General features: G+C 56.4%; 19 protein-coding genes. 10 read left to right on the forward strand and 9 right to left on the reverse strand.

Annotated features, from left to right (window positions below):
* Positions 1-2,884: PAS domain-containing protein (locus NP603_RS19870; protein ID WP_256612595.1), on the forward strand; the 2,884-nt coding region annotated here is incomplete at its 5' end.
* A gap of 430 nt (positions 2,885-3,314) precedes the next feature.
* On the opposite strand, the gene NP603_RS19875 is transcribed toward NP603_RS19870, so the two are convergent.
* The 6 genes from NP603_RS19875 to NP603_RS19900 form a co-directional block, all read right to left on the reverse strand.
* On the reverse strand, positions 3,315-3,863 hold the full coding sequence (locus NP603_RS19875) for a cytochrome c (protein ID WP_256612596.1): 549 nt from the start codon (positions 3,861-3,863) through the stop codon (positions 3,315-3,317).
* Positions 3,864-3,879: 16 nt separating this feature from the next.
* The gene (locus NP603_RS19880) at positions 3,880-4,356 is read right to left on the reverse strand and encodes a DUF6644 family protein (RefSeq protein WP_256612597.1); all 477 of its coding nucleotides are present in this window, start codon (positions 4,354-4,356) and stop codon (positions 3,880-3,882) included.
* An 18-nt stretch (positions 4,357-4,374) separates the two neighbouring features.
* Positions 4,375-4,872, reverse strand: a complete 498-nt coding sequence (locus NP603_RS19885; RefSeq protein ID WP_256612598.1) for a DUF6644 family protein — start codon at positions 4,870-4,872, stop codon at positions 4,375-4,377.
* Positions 4,873-4,936: 64 nt separating this feature from the next.
* Complete coding sequence (locus tag NP603_RS19890) at positions 4,937-5,983, reverse strand: hypothetical protein (protein ID WP_256612599.1); 1,047 nt, start codon at positions 5,981-5,983, stop codon at positions 4,937-4,939.
* A 36-nt stretch (positions 5,984-6,019) separates the two neighbouring features.
* A complete protein-coding gene (locus tag NP603_RS19895) occupies positions 6,020-6,820 on the reverse strand; it encodes a hypothetical protein (RefSeq protein ID WP_256612600.1) in 801 nt (266 codons plus the stop codon).
* Positions 6,821-6,854: 34 nt separating this feature from the next.
* On the reverse strand, positions 6,855-7,283 hold the full coding sequence (locus NP603_RS19900; RefSeq protein WP_256612601.1) for a DUF6152 family protein: 429 nt from the start codon (positions 7,281-7,283) through the stop codon (positions 6,855-6,857).
* Positions 7,284-7,808: 525 nt separating this feature from the next.
* Here NP603_RS19900 and NP603_RS19905 point away from each other — a divergent pair.
* The 3 genes from NP603_RS19905 to NP603_RS19915 are packed head-to-tail and all read left to right on the forward strand — an operon-like array spanning position 7,809 to position 11,858.
* Positions 7,809-9,953: a protein-disulfide reductase DsbD family protein gene (locus NP603_RS19905; RefSeq protein WP_256612602.1), complete on the forward strand. Its 2,145-nt coding sequence runs from the start codon at positions 7,809-7,811 to the stop codon at positions 9,951-9,953.
* A 19-nt stretch (positions 9,954-9,972) separates the two neighbouring features.
* Positions 9,973-10,590, forward strand: coding sequence for a redoxin domain-containing protein (locus NP603_RS19910; protein ID WP_256612603.1), 618 nt, complete (start codon positions 9,973-9,975; stop codon positions 10,588-10,590).
* A gap of 47 nt (positions 10,591-10,637) precedes the next feature.
* Positions 10,638-11,858 (forward strand): lipase family protein, encoded by a 1,221-nt coding sequence (locus tag NP603_RS19915; RefSeq protein WP_256612604.1) that lies wholly within the window; start codon positions 10,638-10,640, stop codon positions 11,856-11,858.
* 24 nt (positions 11,859-11,882) lie between these two features.
* On the opposite strand, the gene NP603_RS19920 is transcribed toward NP603_RS19915, so the two are convergent.
* A complete protein-coding gene (locus tag NP603_RS19920) occupies positions 11,883-13,499 on the reverse strand; it encodes a sulfatase-like hydrolase/transferase (protein ID WP_256612605.1) in 1,617 nt (538 codons plus the stop codon).
* A 126-nt stretch (positions 13,500-13,625) separates the two neighbouring features.
* On the opposite strand from NP603_RS19920, the gene NP603_RS19925 reads away from it, so the two are divergent.
* The 6 genes from NP603_RS19925 (at position 13,626) to NP603_RS19945 (ending at position 18,725) form a co-directional block, all read left to right on the forward strand.
* On the forward strand, positions 13,626-14,744 hold the full coding sequence (locus tag NP603_RS19925; protein ID WP_256612622.1) for a CDP-alcohol phosphatidyltransferase family protein: 1,119 nt from the start codon (positions 13,626-13,628) through the stop codon (positions 14,742-14,744).
* Positions 14,731-15,747, forward strand: a complete 1,017-nt coding sequence (locus tag NP603_RS19930; protein WP_256612606.1) for a lysylphosphatidylglycerol synthase transmembrane domain-containing protein — start codon at positions 14,731-14,733, stop codon at positions 15,745-15,747. The genes NP603_RS19925 and NP603_RS19930 overlap by 14 nt, the downstream gene beginning before the upstream one ends.
* A 224-nt stretch (positions 15,748-15,971) precedes the next feature.
* Positions 15,972-16,187 carry a DUF6316 family protein gene (locus tag NP603_RS22085; RefSeq protein ID WP_371928916.1) on the forward strand — a complete coding sequence of 72 codons (216 nt, stop codon included), beginning with the start codon at positions 15,972-15,974 and terminating at the stop codon, positions 16,185-16,187.
* Positions 16,188-16,505: 318 nt separating this feature from the next.
* Positions 16,506-17,189: a class II glutamine amidotransferase gene (locus NP603_RS19935; RefSeq protein WP_256612607.1), complete on the forward strand. Its 684-nt coding sequence runs from the start codon at positions 16,506-16,508 to the stop codon at positions 17,187-17,189.
* Between the two features lie 438 nt (positions 17,190-17,627).
* The gene (locus NP603_RS19940; RefSeq protein WP_256612608.1) at positions 17,628-18,317 is read left to right on the forward strand and encodes a lectin; all 690 of its coding nucleotides are present in this window, start codon (positions 17,628-17,630) and stop codon (positions 18,315-18,317) included.
* A gap of 210 nt (positions 18,318-18,527) precedes the next feature.
* Positions 18,528-18,725, forward strand: a complete 198-nt coding sequence (locus tag NP603_RS19945) for a DUF6316 family protein (RefSeq protein ID WP_256612610.1) — start codon at positions 18,528-18,530, stop codon at positions 18,723-18,725.
* Positions 18,726-18,760: 35 nt separating this feature from the next.
* Here NP603_RS19945 and NP603_RS19950 read toward each other — a convergent pair whose 3' ends face one another.
* Positions 18,761-19,861, reverse strand: a complete 1,101-nt coding sequence (locus NP603_RS19950; RefSeq protein ID WP_256612614.1) for a glycosyltransferase family 4 protein — start codon at positions 19,859-19,861, stop codon at positions 18,761-18,763.
* Between the two features lie 10 nt (positions 19,862-19,871).
* A complete protein-coding gene (locus tag NP603_RS19955) occupies positions 19,872-20,249 on the reverse strand; it encodes a 6-pyruvoyl trahydropterin synthase family protein (protein ID WP_256612615.1) in 378 nt (125 codons plus the stop codon).
* Positions 20,250-20,252 lie beyond the last annotated feature (3 nt).

Raw genomic sequence — 20,252 nt, forward strand, 5'->3', positions numbered from 1 at the left:
CCTCCTGCACAGCGTGATCAACCAACTCGAATCCGCCAATACCGAATTGCAAATGTTGCGCGAGGAAGTGCAATGCTCTAGCGAGGAGTTACAGGCGTCCAATGAGGAATTGCAAGCGTCGAATGAAGAATTAACCACCCTAAACGATGAGTTGCGGGTCAAGTCAGTGGAGTCCGCGCAACTGAATGCCACGCTGACGAGTATCCAAAATTCCCTGCGCAGTAGTTTAGTTTTAGTGGACAAAGAAGGCCATGTTACACGCTACAACGCTTTCGCCACCCGAGTATTCGGTTTGGTGCCAGATGATATTGGGCAGTTTTTGTACGGGATCCCCTGTCATATCCCCATACCCAAGTTACGTGACTATGTAAGTGAGGTAGTGGCTAGCGGGGAGTCGGTTGTCGAACAGATCCACCACAGTGATTTTCATTTTCTGATGCAGATCGATCCGTTCGAGAACGAAGTAGGCAACATCGCGGGCGCCGTGTTGAGCTTTTCCGATATTTCTGAATTGTATTCCGCTGAAGAAGCCCAGCGAAATATCGAAGCGCGCTTCCGGCTGTTTATGGATAACAGTTCGGCGGTCGCATGGATTAAAGACGAAGAAGGTCGTTACGTGTATTTGAATAAATTGTACGAGCAGCGCTTTCATACAAGAATGCAAGATTGGTTAGGTAAAACCGATTTTGATGTGTGGCCGCAAAGCATCGCCGAACAATTACGCGCCAATGATTTGATGGTCATGCAGACGGGTCAGGCTTTGGAAATAGATGAAGCTGTCATAGAAGACGACGGCAGCGAGCAAATTTGGCATAGCAGCAAGTTTAGCTTTTGCGATGTGGAAGGGCGGTGTTATGTCGCCGGGGTAGCGACAGAAGTGACGGCTCAGCGGCAAACCGAGCGAGTGTTACGCGAGAGCGAGCAGCGCGTGCGTTTGGCCATGGACGCAGCCAGGGGTGGATCGTGGGAATGGGAGTTGGCGACTAACCGGAACTATTGGTCAGACGAAATATGGGAGTTATACAACATCCCTCATGGCTCGGTTGAACCCAGTTATGCGGCATGGCGCAAAACGGTGCACCCGGACGATATCGCAAAGGTAGAGGCTATTAACGCGGAAGCGGTCGCGCGTGCCGTGGCATTTGAATCGGAATGGCGGGTACTGCTTCCGGCAGGCCAGGAACCCCGCTGGCTAATGGCCCGCGGTCGGCCGATCCTGAATGAGGATGGCAGCGTGCTCAAATACATCGGTGTGGTGATCGATATTTCAGCACGGAAGAAATCCGAAGAACAATTTCGCAAAAATGCCCTGTTAGAGGAAGAGCTGAACCATTTGCAGGGGCTTTTGGAGTCGACGTTTGCGGGATACTGGGATTGGAATATTCCGAAAGGCACCGAATATTATAGTGATACGTTCAGTCGCATGTTGGGCTACCGGAGCGACGAATTTCCTAATATCCCGGAGACCTGGCAAAGGCTTATTTTTAGCGAGGATCTGCCCGGCGTCCTTGAGAAGTTCGAGCGCCACGTGGCCAGCCAGGGTGCAGAGCCTTTCTACAACGAAGTTAGGTATCGACATAAGAATGGTTCGACGATTTGGGTGATTTGTGCCGGCCGGGTGGTGCAGTGGGCGGAAACCGGTGAGCCGATTCGAATGGTGGGGTGTCATATCGATATTACGCAGATGCACCAACGCTTAGACGAACTGGTTGAAGCGAATCTGCGTGCCGATACCGCCAACCAGGCAAAAACTGCATTTCTGGCAAACATGAGTCATGAAATCCGCACACCGCTCAATGCCATTGTCGGTCTCACCCATGTGTTGGCCCGCAAAGTAAGCGATCCCGAGCAAATCGGTTTCCTGAAGCAGATTGGCGACTCTGCCCAACACTTGCTGGGTGTGATTAGCGATATCCTTGATTTGTCGAAAATTGAAGCAGAAAAGTTGGTGTTGGAATCCTTGGAATTCGGTCTGGACGACGTGGCAGCCAAGATTAAAGCCATTATGAAGGAATCGGCAGACATTAAAGGACTGGATTTAAATGTGAATGTTGCAGCTTTAGGCTATCAACTCAGCGGAGATCCTCTTCGTTTCAATCAGGCTCTGCTTAACTACATCAGTAATGCCATCAAATTTACCGATCAGGGTTTCGTACAAGTACGGATTTTGCCGGTCAAAGAACAAGATGACAAAGTACTACTGAGGGCTGAGGTGACCGACAGCGGTAAGGGCATCCCCGCGGTTCAGATTCCAAAATTGTTTTCCGCGTTCGAACAAGTCGATAATTCCATCACCCGCAAGCACGGCGGCACTGGCTTGGGCTTGGCGATTACTAAGCGGCTTGCTGAGCTAATGGGCGGTCAGGCCGGTGCTAACAGTTTGGTTGGCAAAGGCAGTACGTTCTGGTTTACCGCCTGGCTGAGCAAGGGCAGCAAGAAAATCGGCACCGAACAATCGACGTTCAACGACGATATGGCCGAGCAGATTTTGCGTAGCCGTTATGCCGGTACCCGCGTATTGCTGGTGGAAGATGAACCGATCAATCAAGCGGTTGGCGTCATTCTGCTGGAAGCGGCCGGTTTTAAGATCACTGTCGCGGACAATGGCGAAGAGGCGCTGGCACTGGCCAAGCAACAGCCATTTGCTTTGGTGATCATGGATATGCAGATGCCGGTGATGGATGGGCTTGAGGCTACCCGGCAGATCCGTTTGCTGGACGGGTGGCAAAATGTGCCGATTATCGCTATGACCGCGAATGCGTTTGCTGAAGATCGTGAGCATTGTTTGCAGGCGGGTATGAATGATTTTCTCTCCAAACCGTTTGATCCAGCCAATCTCTACTCACGACTGCTCCATTGGTTGGAGAACAGAGATAACTTTTGATGAAACTCTAGTGCATCCAGTGACCTGAGGGAGGCTCTAAAAATTATCCGTTCGTGCTTCGACAAACTCAGCACGAACGGATAATGCTCTGATTTATAAGGGCTGCCGTTCGCACTGAGTTAATCGAAGTGCAATTTTTAGAGGTTCCCCTGAGTCAGTATTTGATTTCAGTTTATGAATGACCGCTTTATGCGTTGACAAGCCATTGGCTTGATGCACCGTACAGACGGCTATTGGTCTGGCCGGTTTCAATCGTAACTGCGGGCTGTTTTTGAGCGGAATCGGCGGCGGATTCATCGGAATATCCTTTCACAGCCATTACGCACAAAATGATAGCCGTCGACCGACCTCCACCGTCTGGAGAATCAGCTCCTGAACAACTCCGGCAAGCATCGTATTTACTAATACCAACGATCTCCCTCTCGATTCGCTATTGCGGCCGCTTGTCGCCCGGATACCAGAACTGGCTGTGGCATTGTTCGCACGCTTGTTCCACTTTGCCGCCGGCGCGTTCCAGTTCGTCCGGGTTTTGCTGGTCGATAGCGGTCAGCAATTGTTGGGCGGCGGTTTGCAAGGCGACGGCTTTTTGTTGGAATTGTTCGCGGTTGGCCTGAATCAGGTTGTGAATGGCTAGCGCCGATAGTTCGGCGCCGCCGCTGGCTGTGTTGATTCCGCTTTTGGCGACCGGGCGATCGATCAGCAGCAAGTTGGCGGTTTCGGCAACGACCAGCGCATGCTGGCGGATGGCTTCCCACTCTTCCGGCTTGGTCGGCCGGCGTTCCTGCTCCCCCTCGGTGCTGCTGATCGAGGCGACCGAGTTCCAGACAAAGTCGATGTTGGGATCGATCACCGCCACCATCAATTCCTGCAAACTGGCGACCGGTTTAAACGGGATCGCCGCGGATTGCTGAGCTTGGTTTGGCTCGCAAGCGCTCAAAGCGGTTAAAGCCAATGCGGCCAATGGCATGCGTAAATTCACCGATCCACTCCGGAAGTCATGAAAAAAAGCCGATAAAACGGCCGGCAAAAGCCACCGACAACCACAGGCCCAAGCTCAAGCTGCCGGTGGCGCGCGCGGCCCATGGTGACGGATTTTCGCTGTGGGTAATCCAGCGGTACGCCGTCAGATGCACCGCCAATGCCGCCGCCAGCAGGATGGCCTTGTACCAAAAGAAATCGTTCGGGTAATAACTGGTGGCGGCCGGGATGAAGATCAGCAGGCCCGAACCGGCCAGCAAGGCCAAGCCGGTCCGGATGAATCCGGACGTGGCCTTACTCAACGCCAATACCGATTGCTGGCGCAGCCCGACGCCGAACAGGCGCAAACTCACCAGCGCAATCGAGGCGAGCAGCAAAATCATGCCGACAATATGCGCCAGTTCCAGGCCGGCGCAGAATAAGTGGTCCTGGCCGCCGATAAAGCGGCCGAATTCGCTGCTTTGCAGCGCTTTGAAAGTATCCAGGGCAGACATATACGTCCTCGGCGTCGGTTATTGGTAGCTCAAATAGGGAATCAAGCGGCCGGTGATCACAACCAGGCTCCACAGGGTCAACGAGGCCCAACCGGCGGCTTTGATGCCGCCGGGCAGCACCGCGCTATCGCTCCAGGTGTCGATGCGCCGGCCCCAACGGTATTCGAACCAAGCCGCGTTCAAGCCGGCAAGGACGATGAAGCCTAATTTATAAAAGAACACCGGCAGCACCACGACCTTGACAGCAGTAGCGATGAACAACAAAACACCGGTGGCCAGCGTCACGGCAAAACCGGCGAACAACCAGGGCCGCAGCGGTTGTAGGATGCGGTCGACCGACACTTCCGGCAGAAACCGGCCGAGCAGACGTAGATCGACAAAGAAAATCAAACCGACCGACAAGGCCAAGCCGATCAGGTGCAGGCCTTCGATAATCGGGAAAGCCAACTCCGACTCGCGCAGGCTGGTGCCGAATTCGGAGTCGTACAGGGTTTGGGCAAATTCAAATAAGGTCATGATGGCTAATTCACAAGAATCCGGGATTCGATGTAAGTTAAAGACGCCGCCGGGATAGCGGGCGTCACTTCTTGGCGGATTCCTCGGCGACCAAGCCAAAACCACCGTTGTTTTCGGTGCAGACCCGTTCGTAATGGTCCAAAATCGGTTCCTTTAACGGCGTCTTGCCGACGTAGTTCGCCGGCTCCACTTCAAAGTGCCAGCCGTTCGGCTGGTCCTTGGCGGTCCATTTTCGGGCCGGCACGGTCACGGTGAAAGGACGGGTGTATACCGTGGGGTCGGTCAAGGTAGCCTGGTAAAGGTAACGGTCACGTTCGTCGTTGCTGAAAATGTAGCGTTCCTCGATATGGCCGTTGTCGCTGATAAATTCGCCCGAGCGGCCGAACAAGGCTTTGCCGTTGTGGTTGGCCACGTCGACGACCAGGGTGTTGCCTTCCCAGTGGCCGCGCGAGTCGCCGTTCCACAGTTTGATGTTGTCCGGTAGATGCGGTTTGCCGTCCAGATGGATGATGCGGGTGCCGGAGTTGAACTGGAACAAGACATAGCCCGGATACTGGCTGATCTCGTAACCGTGCCAATACAACGATTTCGGGATGCCGGCCGGGGCGCAACGCGCCAGTGGCTCGATGTACTGAGGTTGCACCGGATCGTGGAAGTGGGCCTGGAAGTCCTTGACCTTGGCCAGTGCCCACGGCTGAAACGGCACCTGGCCGTCGGCCGGATCGCTAACCCGGCTCGGCGCCCGTTCCTCGCGCGGGCCTTTCGCCACCCGGTTCGGGTTCGGATCGTTGAGGATGCCGCCTTGCGGGTCGGTGAAATTATTGTGGTTGGCAATGGTGTTGGACCAATGGCCTTGCACGTCCGGTTGGCCGTCGGCCAGGCGCGGTCCGGTCCATTTGCCCGATGCAATCGGTTTGAAGCTGCGCTCCTGTTCAATGCCGGGGCCGCCCAGTTTCAAAGGGCGCGGTGCTTTCGGCGCCGCGTTAGCTGGCTTGGTATCGGTTTTCTCGGCCGGTTTGGCCTCCTGAGCCGCGACCGATGCCGGCGAAATCAATGATAAAGCCACCAGGCCGGCGCGGCCGAGTTGGCGATGGGATAATCGGTGTTTCATAGCGTCCTCATGTCGGAAAGGCGGGCGGGTCCTTTATCACTTGCCGTCCGGTTTGGGCGGGTAGTGCGCGTCGTAATCCAGCGTAAACCGGTAGTCCTCGATCAATTGGAAATCCTTTTCCCGGTGCCGGTACAAAATCACCGACAGATCCCAGGGTTTGCTGAACACGTTGGGGTCCTCGACGTGGGCGCGGTATTCGATGGTATTGGGGTCGAGGAAACTCCATTTCTCGACGACGTGCAAGGCATCGCTGTGGAAGTTGCCGGCCCGGTCGAACCAGGTTTTGTCGTTGAAATGTTTGACGTCGACCACCAGGCTGTCGCCTTCCCAATGCGCGCGGGAATCGCCCAGCCACCAGTCGTAAGGGTCTTTCGGGTGGTCGGTGCCATCGGTATGAATCGTGCGTACCGAGTGGCCGAATTGGTGGACCAAGATCAGATCCTGCGGGCGCTGAAAGATCTGAAAGGGTTCCGGGTAATAAATGCCGCGCGGCACGCCCAGCGTGTAGCCTTTCAGCGCCGGATCGAGCCGGTCGCGTTGCTCGAAATTCTTTTTCTTCTGTTCCAGGGCCTTGGGCAAGTACGGTAGGTAATGGCCCTCGATGACGCCGGCGCCGGGCGGCGCATCCTTGCGGTTGCTGTGCGGCTCCAGATCGTAATCGGCGGCACTGGTGGTTTGCCAGATACCGGAAAAATCCGGTTTGCCGTTGGCGAGGCGCGGAATTTTCTGCGTCGCCGCGTTGACGTTATGGGCGGCCAAGGCCAGTAGCAAAACGCTGCTGGCCACTAACAGGAAGGTTTGCGGCAACGTCGGCCGTGGCGTGGGTTTGGTCTTCAAGAAACAGCTCCTTTGCTTGCGATCAAGTTTTGGGTTACTGCGCCGGGTTTTCTTGCGCACCCGGTGCATCCTGGGCACCACCGGTTTTTACCGCGCGGCCGTCGGACAGGATCGTGGTTACTGCGTAACCGAAATTCTTGCCGTTTTTGGCGCGGAAGCCCTGAATCGTGACTTCGCTGCCGATCGGCAGACTGGCTTTGGTGATGCCCTTTTGTTTCAGGCTGAACGGCGCGCCGAACTCGAAGCCCCAGTTGGCGGGGTTGCCGTCCGCCTGTTTGACATCCAGATACAGCCAGCTGTGCGGATTGACCAATTCCAGTTTGGTGACGACGCCTTTCAGTTCTATCGGTTGTTCGGCATCGAATTCTGCGGAAAAGGCGTGGTGGGCATCGGCCGGTTTGGCGATCAGAAAGATCAGGCTGGCGGCGAACAGGATCGGAATCAGGTTTTTGCTAAGTGTCATAGTCAGTGCTCGTTTCTAAATGGCTGAAGTCAGGTGCTGGCCCGTTAACGCAAAATACGGGCCGATTTTGCAGATTGGCTATGCGCAGCTTATCGACTGGCCGGGAAATGCGGCTTACGCAACGCCAAGCAGGATTCGCGATGCGTTCGAGCCGTTACCGGTCGGTTGCGTAGTTGCTGTTCAAGCAACAGCCCAAGCGCAGCAACTGTTGCTCGGCGAACTTCGGTTGCTGAGGTTTTTCCGCTCGAACGTGCGCAGACAAACGGTTTCGCCATCGAAATTGGCTCGCCTGCAGTCGGCTCCGCTGCGGCTGGCCGTCAAATTGCATGACTGTCGGACTTTGCTTTAGCCGATCATGGGGAGTTTTGCCTGTCCGTTATTTTGCCGACGGCCCCGGCTTGTTTGACATGATCGGCAACGGCCGGGAACAAACCCGTGACTTTTCCCAACCAAGGTGAGCCGGAAATGCCGAGCGGCACGGTCCGGGCGGAAAATTTCGAATGATCGGTTTTATGAGGTATGCGCGTGATTGACAGACAACGATTGGTGTGGCTTTGGGCATTATCGGCCTGGCTGGCGCAAGCTGTTGCCGAACCCGGTCCGGAGGCGGGTACCGCACAAGTGCAAGCCAGCCTGATCGCGTCGGCCGCCGCCGTGCATCCCGGCGACCGGATCTGGATCGGCGTCCATCAAAACATCATTCCGCATTGGCATACCTACTGGAAAAATCCGGGCGACTCCGGATTGGCGACCCGCATTCAATACCAAGTGCCGGCCGGTACCGCGGTCGGCGATATTCAGTGGCCGACGCCCGGCAAAATCGTGGTCGGGCCGGTGGTGAATTACGGCTACGAGCGAGCGGTGACGCTGTTGTCGCCGCTGCAAGTCGCGGCCGATGCGCCGGTCGGCGGCGACTTGCCGATACAAGCTAAGGTGAAATGGTTGGTCTGCGCCGAGACCTGTATCCCGCAACAAGTGGAACTGGCCTTGCGCTTGCCGGTCGTGGCGGCGGGGACGCCAGTTGGCCCTGGCAGTGACTTGATCGAAACCGCCAAAGCCTCCTGGCCGATAGACTCGCCCTGGCAGGCCAATCTTGAGGCTTCCGCCGGTAACACGATCAAATTGCGCCTGGGCGGCGCCGATCTCGGCGATTTGCGCCGGCAACCGTTGTGGTTTTACCCGGAGCAGTGGGGACCGATCAATCACGGCTTCGAGCAAAGCGTTACCGTGGCCGACGATGCGGTGGCTATTGTTTTAAAACCCGGCGACCAGCCTTTGGCGGCCGGCCAGATTTTGAATGGGGTATTGGCCGTCGGTCCGCCCGGCAATGTGCGCGGTTATCAAATCCAGGCGGCGTGGCCGGCCATGCCGTCGGCCGCGCCAGCCACAGAACCGCCGGCGGCGACCCAACCCGGACCTGGCATTGCTGAGCCGCCGTCCGCTCTCGGCCTGGCTGCGGCCTTGGCGTTGGCGTTGGCCGGCGGCTTGATCTTAAACCTGATGCCGTGCGTGTTTCCGGTGTTGTCGTTGAAGGCGCTGGCCTTACTGGAACAAGCCAAGCACCAGCCGCGCCAAATCCGCCGGCATGGCTGGTGTTATGCGGCCGGCATTCTGGCAAGTTTTGCCGGCCTGGCGGCGCTGTTGATTGGCTTGAAAGCCGGCGGCGCCAGCATCGGTTGGGGTTTTCAATTCCAATCGCCGCTGTTTGTATTGGCGGTGGCTTATCTGTTGTTTGCCGTGGGCTTGAGCTTGTCCGGAGTATTTACCATCGGCACCTCGATAGCCGGGTTGGGTTCCGGTTTGGCGGCGCGAGGCGGCTATGCCGGCAGTTTTTTTACCGGCGTGTTGGCCGCCGTGGTTGCCACGCCCTGTACCGCGCCTTTCATGGGGGCGGCGATCGGCTTTGCCGTAACCCGGCCGGCGCCGGAGTTGCTGGCGGTGTTTTTGAGCCTGGGCGCCGGTCTGGCGTTGCCTTACTGGCTGCTCTGCCATTGGCCGGCCTTACAGCGCTGGCTGCCTAAACCGGGCGCCTGGATGGAAACCTTGAAACAGGGGCTGGCGTTTCCGATGTACGCCACCGCTACCTGGCTGGTCTGGGTCTTGTCCCGCCAAGCCGGACCGAGCGCGGTCGCGGCGGCCTTGGCCGGCTGCGTATTGATCGGGTTGGCGGCGTGGCTATGCCAGATCAGCCGTAACGCCGGCGATTTCAAACGCCGGCTGGCCAACGCCAGCGCTGGCGGCGTGCTGGCGCTGGCACTTGCTGGCGGCTATTTCGGCGTCGACGGTGCCGGTCCGGTCCCGGCGGCGGTTAGGGCGAAGTCCGGCGATTGGCAAGCTTACAGTGCGGAGCTGCTGAACCGATTACGCGCCGAAGGCAAGCCGGTTTTCGTCAATTTCACCGCCGATTGGTGCATTACCTGTCTGGTCAACGAAAAGGTTGCGCTCAGCAGCGACCGCGTTCAGAGCGCCTTTCGCGAACGCGGCGTCGTTTACTTGAAAGGCGATTGGACCCATCGCGACGCGAGTGTTGCCCAGGTACTGGCCGACTACGGCCGTAGCGGCGTGCCGTTGTATCTGTATTTTGCACCCGGCGCGGGCAACGCCGAGGTGTTACCGCAATTGCTGACACCGGACCTGGTCGCCGGCGTCGTGCAAGCCACCGGTCTTTAACCCACCCACAGGAGTGTTTATGTCATTGCATCGTTTAATCGGATTGTTTGCTTTCAGTTTTGGTTTGTTAGCCTCGGCAAGTGCCGGAGCGGAACCTGTCGTCGGCCAGCCGGCGCCCGCATTTACCGGTACCGCTGTCGAGGGCGGCAGCCTGAATTTGGCCGATTTGCGCGGCAAGACCGTGATTCTGGAATGGACCAACCACGAATGCCCGTTTGTGCAGAAACATTACGAATCCGGCAACATCCCGAAATTGCAAAAGCAAGCCGCCAGCCAGGGCATCGTCTGGTTGCAGGTGATTTCGTCCGGCCCCGACAAACAAGGCTTCGTTGACGCGGCAACCGCGAAAAAATTGAACCAGGATCGCGGTGCTACCCCCGCCAACACGCTGCTCGACTCCAGCGGTGCAATTGGCAAGCTCTACGCCGCGACCAACACGCCGCAATTGTTCATCATCGATCCGAAAGGCGTGCTGTTGTACAAAGGCGGCATCGACAGCATCGCCTCGGCGGATAAGGACGACATTGCCAGCGCCGAAAACTACATCGATTCGGCTTTGAAAGAACTGGCGGCCGGCAAACCGATCAGTAAAGCCGCCACCAAACCCTACGGATGCACGGTGAAATACGGTAGTTAAGGCCTCGTTGGGCAGGCGCCGAAGCCGGCGTCTTCGACTGTTTAAGCATGCGTAAAATAACATTGCTTCTGTTGGTATTGCTGGCCGGCTGCGGCCCGCGCGACTACTTTCGCACCCAAATCGACGCAAGCCCCTGCATCAGTAGCGGCGAGCAAGATTGCGGCGCGGCGAATTTGCTGGCCGACGCCGACCACGGATATTCGCTGGGTTTCGTCGAGTTCGACGACGACGGCCGTTTCTACGACGGGTGCCAGGCCGAAGCCGTGCTGCAATGGTTGCAATCCAGCGATCAGCCGCAGTACGTGGTGCTGTACACCCACGGCTGGCACCATAACGCCAGCGATGTTGATTTCAACGTTCGCCGCTTCAAAGACAGTCTGAAAGCCATCAAGCAGCGCCATCCCGGTTACCGCGTGGTCGGCTTGTATTTGGGCTGGCGCGGCGAAACGCTGGAAACCCCTTATTTGCGGATGCTGACGTTCTGGAATCGCCGCGGCGTCAGCGAGCGCCTGGGCCGCGGCCAGTTCAAGGATTTCCTGTTTCAGATCGAACGCGTCGTCAAAGCCAGCCCCGAAAACCGCTTATTGACGATAGGCCATAGCCTGGGAGCGTTGGTCGTTTATAACGCACTGCGGACGGAATGGCTGGACCGGGTGCGCCGGCAGCTACCCGGATTTGGCGATTTATTATTGTTGGTCAATCCCGCCATCGAAGCCCGCCGTTTCGTCGAGTTGCGCCACGCGCTGGGCGAATTGAAATTGCCGGCGGAATTGAACGAACCGGCTTACCCGTCGATGATGGTGATCGGGTCCGAGGCCGACAATATGACGGGTTCGGCGTTTACTTGGAGCAGGGCGCTACCGGCGTTGTTCGAGCCGGGGCCCAATCCCTTCAACGCCTCAGAGTTGCCGGGAACCTCGGCGTGGGAATTGAGTACTACCGCCATCGGCCACTACCAACCGTTTCAGACCCATCGTCTGGAAACCGCGGCGGCGGATCAGCAGGAATCTGCGGCATGTCCGGCCGTAGTCGATGGCAATGCCTATCCTGCACATTATCCGCAGATATTGGCGGCGGCCGGCAACAGCCAAATAGCATGGTTAGCCGAACCCTATCTACGCTTGCGCCGTGTGGCTGACGAATTCGCGGCTGGGCCGTTATGGTTCGTGCAAACCGATAAGAACGTGTTGCCCAACCACGGTTTTTTAAACCGGAAACCGTTTTGGTGTTTTGTCGAGCATAGTCTGGAAAGGTTTGCCCGCCGCTAATGTCTCGCCGAAACGGCAGGCCGTTTAGCGGCCTGGTTCGCCGGAAAAGGTCTCGACCCACTTTCCTCTAAGTACATCCATCCCCCAGACCGGCGCCTGCGCCGACGGAATCAAGCCGGGCGTCCAATGCCAGGAGTCGATGGCTCGAATGACCTCCGGGTCGCGCGCGATCAAATGCACAGGTACGTCGTGGCTGGCAGAGTTGTCGGTGACGAAGGATGCCGGTTGGTGGTCGCCCAGCACCAGTATGACCAGCTTGTCGTCGCCGTAGGTTTTGGCATAAGACACCAGTGTTTGCAGGACGTAGGCGATCGATTTACGGTATTGCTGGCGAATCCGCTCGGTACTTTGCCAGACGGCGGCCGGCGCGTCGCCGTCTCTGGCCTGGCTGAATATCGAGCCGTCGCCGACCTGTTGCCAATCCACCCATCGCGGCAAAGGCGTCCAGGGGGCGTGCGACGAGATCAGGGCGATTTCCGCCATGACCGGCGGGCGGGGGCCGGCAGGCCGTTCCAGGCGTTGGATGGCGGACAGGGTGTATTGGTCCGGCATCGTGATCCAGTTAAACGCGTTTCCTCGATAGGCCAAATCCTGGGCAGCATAGATTTTGTCGTAGCCGAAATACTGACCCTGCGGCCACGGCAGCGTGTGCGCCGGCTGCACCGCGATCGTCCGCCAGCCGGCGCGCTGGAACAAACGGTTCAAGGTTGGTCGTTGGCTCATCACCAGCCGGTCATAGCGGCTTTGGCTGTCGATCCACAAGCCGGAAAGCAGCGTGCCGTGCGCCAGCCAACTGATGCCGCCATACGTGGGCGAGGTCAAAAACGCGCTGCGTACACCTATGCCGCTGTCTTGCAGCTCGGCGCCGCTTTTTTTTAATAACGGCAAGATGTGGGCGGCATAGTCGGGCTTGTCGAACACGGTGCGGCCGTAGGATTCGACGAACACCAGCAGTACATCCTTGCCTCGTAACTTGCTGAGCAGCGCTTGGTCCGGAGTCTGGGCGTAGGGATCGTGCTCGACGCTGCGCTGAAAGCCTTCCAAGTCGGCGAAGCTATCTCGGGCCGAATGCCAGTGCGCGGCCGCCCAATCGATGAAAGGCGTGCCTGCGATTGGATTGCCCGAGAGTTGTAAACCCAGCCAGAACAGAAACATGGCCGTCAGCGCTTGCTTGGCTGGGATCCGCGGCGAGCTGAGGATGGCTTGGAGTTGGCCCAGTGCGATACCGACCAACAAAATCAACCAAATCAACAGGCTGGCGATCAATGCGACAGCTAGCCAGGCTCCCGGAGTGCCGAGGCTGCCGGTCAGCCATTGCATGCCGTCGGCCGGAAACCGGCTGTCCAGCACCGGATTGAACGGCCGGCCGAAGGCTTGATCGATGCCCAAATCGACCAATTTGAAAATGATGCCAAGGCCTAGTATGCCGGCAGCGGCCAACCGCACTAGCCAACCCCAGATGTCGGGGAGCTGGAGGAGGCTGGCTAGCAGCAATGCCTCGAGCGGCAAGCAAGCGAAATTGGCCGCGTTGATTTCGCTGGCGCGGTTGGGCAACAGCAAAGCAATCCAAAGCAGCGCAAGGGCGGCAAAGGTTTGGGCGAGGTTCGGGTTTCGTGAGCTCGGTTGGTGAAAACTGGGCATGCGGGCAAAGGCTTGGTGCTAATTAGAGGTCAAAAGCGACAGCAATATTGGTGCCCGATTAATTTAACGGGATTTGGCGCGAGTTTTGCTTGATTTGGAGCCTTTAACTGTGGCTATTGCGTGGCGATGACGGGTATCGACGACGGTTTTGACGAAATGAAGGCGTTGCGCAGCGAACTGCGCGCGATTGCCGCCATTGGCGGGTTAGTCTTGTTAGCGGGATTTTGCGGTGTGGGTTGGCTTGCCGACTGGGGCCAGGCGTGGCTGTGGTTGTTTGTAGCCGCCATGCTGGGGGCGTATGCATGGCGTACCGCCTGGCTGTTATTGAGCTTGAACCGGCGTCGGCCGCAGACTGCGCTGTATCCGTCCGTGGGCTGGGGTAACAGAGTCACCTTGTGCCGCGGCGGCCTGATCGCGCTGGCCGGCGGTTTTTTCGCGACCGACCTTGGCGCCGACTTTAACGTTTGGGCGGCGGCGTTCTGTTATTCGCTGGCAGCCTTGCTCGACCGCTACGACGGTTTTCTTGCCCGCCGCTGCCAGCACGAGAGTTTGCTGGGCAGCGAATTGGACATACGTTTCGATGCGTTGGGGCTGGTCATCGCACCGCTGCTAGCGATAGCCGAAGGCCGGTTGCATGCGTCGTATTTGCTATTGAGCATGGCGTTTTATGGTTATCGCTGGGGTTTGCAACGCCGGCAGCGGCGCGGCTTAACCCATTTTTCGCCGCCCGACAATCCGCTAAGGCGCACGTTAGCCGGGTTTCAAATGGGTTTTATCGCCGTGGTGCTGTGGCCTGTTTTGCCCGAGGATTTCACCCGTACGGCCGGAATTGCCTTTATGTGGCCGGTGCTGTTCGGATTTATCGCCGATTGGCTGGTCGTATGCGGCGTTTTGTCCCGGGATAATTATGATCATCTAGCCGCCATCGCCGAACAGTACATTCTGCCCGGCTTGCGGCTGGTAGTCGCGATATTGGCTGCGGCAGGCTTACCACCGTTGGCGGATACAGCTCTGCAAATTGGGTTGGGCGGCGTGCTCGCGGCAATGGTGTTGTTCGGACTCGCCGGACGCTTGGCGGCCTTGGGTCTGCTGCTTTGGCTGGGCGCCGTAAACGCCCCGATAGCCGATTCGTTGTTAGGTACGCTTTGGCTGTTTGCGGCCAGCGCTTTGCTGTTACTGGGAACCGGTCGCGCCAGCCTCTGGCATTGCGGCGACGCTTGGCTGCAACGTTATGATGGCGTCTGATGGTCGGAAACAACGCCGTTTCGGCCCATCGTTGTCGCTTTGGTTATGGCCGGTAGCCCTCGGCTTGGCCGCTTGGCTTATTAGCCAGTTGCCTGTCGGTTCTCTCCGCCAGATAGTCCGGGATTTGACGCTTGGCCAATGGTTGGCGTGGTTTACGGCAAATCTGCTTGTTATCGCGTTAGCCGTGCTGCGCTGGCGGATATTTACCCGCTTACTGCATCTGCCGGTCGGTTTTGGGGCGCTACTCAAGATTCGCCAAGCCGGGCAAACCGTCAGCATCGTTACCCCCGGTCCGCAATTGGGCGGCGAACCTTTGCAAATCTATTGGCTTCGTAACCAGGGCGCGCCCGTCTCCGCTGCGGTAATGGCTTTGGGGCTGGACCGTTGCTACGAGTTGGCAGTCAACCTTTCGGTATTGCTGTTGGGCCTTGCGTTGTTGGCTTGGTCGCCGCTGGCGGATAGCGTTAAATGGCCGAAGGCTATCATCGGTTTGGCTTTAGTGCCTTTACTGGTGGCGATGGCCTGCGTAGTAATGTGGCGGAATCCGCAATGCCTATCCGGAAGGTTAGAGCATTGGCGCCGACACCGTTTGCTGCAAACGCTGATTCGTCTCTGCCAAGGCGTGGCAGCCGATTTTGGCCGGATTCTATCGGCCAGGCCCAAGGCGTTTGCCCAGGCGTTGGGCCTGTCACTGCTGGGGTGGGGCGCTTTGTTGGCGGAACTCTGGCTATTGCTGGATTTTATCGGCGGTCCGCCGGGCTTATCGGCCTACTTGCTGGTGTTTGTCGCGATCAGGCTGGCGTTTTTGTTGCCGTTGCCCGGCGGCATCGGCTCGCTGGAAGCCGCGTTGTTATGGGCATTTGATCATCTGCAGGCAGCCCCGGAAAGCGCAGTGAGTCTGATTTTATTGATGCGGGTACGGGATGTGGTGTTGTTGGTGTTTGGCGGCGGATGTTTGCTCGCGATGGGATCGAACCGGCACGTCAAGCTTGGTAAATCGTAAACCCGGTCAGTTGTTTCCAAACCAGTTGCTGTTGCCTCGCTGTTGCTACAACAGCAGTTAGTCGGTGGTGGTTCGATGCATCGCCAAACCATTGCTAACCGGAATAATCCTTTGCTGCCGGGCTTATTCGCAAGACCGCCAAATCTTTCGGTATATTCAATTACAGCGGCATACAAAATGCTTGGAGGTATTGTCAATTACTGAAAATCGCCTTGCCAAACCCGATGTTTAAAACCGAACGGATATTTTTTACCAAGGATAAGACTAGCGGCAAGGCGGTCTGGTATTTTCAGGCTAGAGAAGGCAAGCAAGGCCCTTTTTATTCCGAATTTCAGGCGCGGCAAAAACTCAATGAATTTATCAATAATTGCGTATCCGATCCCAATCGCATACCGCGAACTCGATTCTTGGTATCTATCGGCGGTTCGCCTGGGTCGTAAAAATTAACTTATTAGGATTATTATGTTTAACGCGCAATTATCCGATCGGCGTAATCGGTTTTTTGAACAGCTACACCAAGAGTTTTTATTTCTCACCGGTTACGGCACTTATGCCTATATCAATAGCTACGATGCCAATAGGTTGTACGAAGCCTATTTAGAGAAACAGGCGCTTACCAACGCGGATTTTGGTGTCGATAAACAAATAAATTTTATTCGGGACTTCATAAAAAGCCGGTAATCATGCTTTTTGTAAGGGCGGTCATGGATTGAGCTGTCGATAGAAAATATAAGGGAATATGTCGCTGGAGCAGTTATATGTGTCTTATTATTCATAAACCCAAACATGTTAAAATTAATGTGGATTTGTTGCATTCTGCCAGCGAACATAATCCGCACGGTTTCGGTTTAATGGCGTTTGCCGGCCCGCAAAAAATCAATATCATTCGTAGCCAGCACACCCGCTTCGACGACCTGCGTCGAGCCTATTCGCATTTTGCGAAATACGAATGCGTCATCCATCTTCGACTGCGAACTCGCGGTCACGTCAATAATACCAATACCCATCCATTTAAATTAACAAACTCGATTTATATGGCGCATAACGGCACCTTGGAAATCAATTGCCGGGTGCCGGGCAGATCCGACAGTTGGCATATGGCCAATGATTTACTGAGTCCGTTATTGGTGGACAATCCCAGGATATTGCACAATAGAAACTTTCAATCCTATATTGCAGACAAAATAGGCGCCAATAACAGAATGGTGTTTATGGATGCCGATCTGCAAAAAACCGTCATTATCAACCAATCGTTGGGAGTGGAATATCAAGGGGTCTGGTTAAGTAATACCAAATGGTTTGATTCGGCCAGGTTCGGTTTGTCAAGCAACATATCAGCGAATGACTCATCAAACGATTACGCTTATGCAAAATTAAATTTGCTGGGTGATCGTTTTCGGCGAAAAACCAGTAAATTCAGTTGTTGTGCATATAGCTATTGATTTTATCGTTAAGAAGCCTCTGATTAATTCATTTTTTTCAAGAAAAACAGAAGCGCAAGCGATTGATTTAATTGATCTCGAAATGCCCAATAGCAAATTAATCAGAGGTTCCTTAAGCTGGCGATGGATAAAAATATTCACCCAGCTCTGTTTTTGTTAGCTTATGTGTCATTTCCTTTCTCCGCAAATTAAATCTTAGCTGATGGTAGAGGACCGATATTGTCCGTCAAGCTCATCTATCCGATATTTTGCCACTGCACACCAGCCAACAGTCATTCAACACTTCTTGGCTCTCGACCAACAAAATACCTGCCGGGCCTAAGCTAATTCCCCAAATTGCCTGACCACATCGCCTGGCACGATTCATGCCCGATATTAGTTACGCTAGGTTAGCCTGGCGTTACCACCTATTACAAACGAAACAGCGAGAAATCAATAATGAAACGCACATGCTTTGCTGCCGGCCTGCTGCTGGCGAGCGCCAATGCCGTCCACGCCCAAACCCCACCTGCCGAGCCACCGAAACCGCCGTTGGGTTTTTTCGTGACCAGCGTTGGTGTCGGTAAGGGCGCGGACCTCGGCGGATTGGCCGGCGCGGATGCGCATTGCCAGAAACTGGCCAGCGCGGTGGGTGCCGGTAACCGGAATTGGCGGGCTTATCTCAGCACTCAGGCATTGGGCGGTCAGCCGGCTGTGAACGCCCGCGACCGGATCGGTAAAGGACCTTGGGCCAATGCGGCCGGCGTCATTGTTGCTAACGATGTCGCGCATTTGCACGGCGATACGCTGGAATTGGCCCAACTCGGCAACAACGTCCACAAGAAAACCGCGTTCACCGAAAAAGGCGAGCCATTGAAAGGCGTCGGCGACTCGCCCAACGAGCACGACATAATTACCGGCTCGAAACCGGACGGTACCGCCTATACCGACGCCGCCGACCACACCTGTAAGAATTACACCAGCAGCGGCGAAGGCACGGTTCGTGTCGGCCATTTCGACCGTACCAACGGCGGTAGAACCGGCGGTAACGTATCTTGGAACTCGACCCATGACAGCCGCGGCTGCAGCCAGGAGAATCTGGTCAGCACCGGTGGCGCCGGCTACTTTTATTGCTTTGCGGCCGATTAAGCGGCATGGGTTTTGACGGCGATGTCCGCTAGACGGTCATCGCCAAGCCTCAGCACATTCGCTTCGTTGGCGCGGCTTCAAGCTGGCAAATGGCTAAGAGAGGTAATACAAAGGGGCACAGGACCTCTCTGCTATTTAATTATTGGTACTTACCGCGTAGTCTGGCGTTCGGGCGGCGCGCCGTTAGCGTATTTTTAAGGAGCAAAGGAAATGTTTCGCACAGAAAGACTACAGTCCGTCGTCGATCGGGGGACCGGCTTGAAAGTCTGGTATTTTTTGACCAGGGAGGGCCGCCGAGGCCCGTTTACCTCGCAGGCCACCGCCCAAATCGCGCTGCATGATTTCATCGTCAACAAGATCAAACTCGGGCCGGCAAACCGGCGTAGCCGAAAATTAACCGACCGCTGAATTCCGGTCACGCAGCAAAAATCAGTTAACCGAATCTACCATTGGGCTGGCGGCAGCGTCTGCTCGGCTCTGGCGTACAAATATTCGCGAATGGTGCGGCAACTGTCATCCCAGCCGGGATGGCCGGCAAAGGCGGTTAGCGCATTGCGGCTTAATTCCAGCAATAGCCCCCGGTTCCGATGCAGAGTTTGCAGCAACTCAGCCAAGCGCTTGCTGTCGTCGGGATCGATTAAAAAGCCATTCCAACCGGGCCGGATGATTTCCTTGGCGGCGCCGGCCGTTGTGCCGATGACCGGCAAGCCGAATTGTTGGGCCTCGACGTAGACGATACCGTAACTTTCGTAGGCCGACGGCAAGGCCATGACCTGGTGGCTCCGGTACAGTTCGGCCAGCTCCGGTTCCGATTGCGGCCCGAGCAGGTGAACCCGATCTTGTAGTTGCAGGGTATCTATCAGTGCCTGAACTTCCCGCACATAGCGGGGTTCCATATCGAGTCGGCCGGCGACCGTCACTTGAAAATCCTCAGTCGGCAATTCCGCCAACGCCCGCAGCAAAACATGCAAACCCTTGCGGCGAATCACATTGCCCACCAGCGCAATCTTGAGCGGCCCCGGTTGGCGCAGAACGCGCCGGATAATGTCGGCGTCCGCAGGCCTTTCCTCGGCAAAGCGGTCGCCGGCTGGTACGGCCACACAATAAGGCGGCAGCCGGTTGGCAAGCAAAGTCCGGGTTTGCTCCAGCGTGGTTAGGCTGTTGGCGATCAGGCCTTGCACCGACCGTAGATACTGGGTTTCAACCCTTCGGTAAAGCCAATTGCTGTACCAAGGGTAGCTATCGAAGCTGGTCAACAGGTGAATCAACGTGACAACCGGTATGCCGAGCCGCCGATTTAAGTAAAACAGCGATGGATGCGCCATTTCGTCCTGGATCAGAATATCCAGTTCGGCAGCGGCGATTTGCTCCAGCAGCTTCCGCGAAAAGTTAGCGGTCAGTTGTCGCCAATAAGGTCGGGGCGGCAAGCTGATGATTGCAACGTGCTCGCCGTGGCGTTGCAGATAAGCCACCAGCTTGCGGTTGTACAGATAGCCGCCGCTCAGGCTGTTCAGGTCGCCGACGATCAGCAGCCCAATGCGCACAGCAATGCACTCAGAATTTTTGGCGGAATGCCGCCCAGCAGTGCTGGTTTTCCCATAGCTTGACCCGCAAAGCCCCCTCACCCGGACGTTGGATTGCGTCCAGGATTTTTTCGCAGATGATGCGGCTGAAGTGCTCGATACTGGGATTGATGCCGGCGAACTCGGTCTTATCGTTGAGCATTTGGTCGCGAAACTCGGCTATCACGGCATCGAGAGCGGTTTCAATCGCCACGATGTCGACCAGATAACCGTGCCGGTCCAACTTGGTGCCGTCGATGCGAATTTCGGCGACATAATGGTGGGAGTGGGGTTGGTTTTCGCTGCCCCAATCGCCGCCGATCAAATAGTGGTGGGCAATGAAATCGCGGCTTACGGCGACGCTGTACATGGT

It is taken from the genome of Methylomonas aurea (assembly GCF_024505045.1).
Classification (GTDB): Bacteria; Pseudomonadota; Gammaproteobacteria; order Methylococcales; family Methylomonadaceae; genus Methylomonas; species Methylomonas aurea.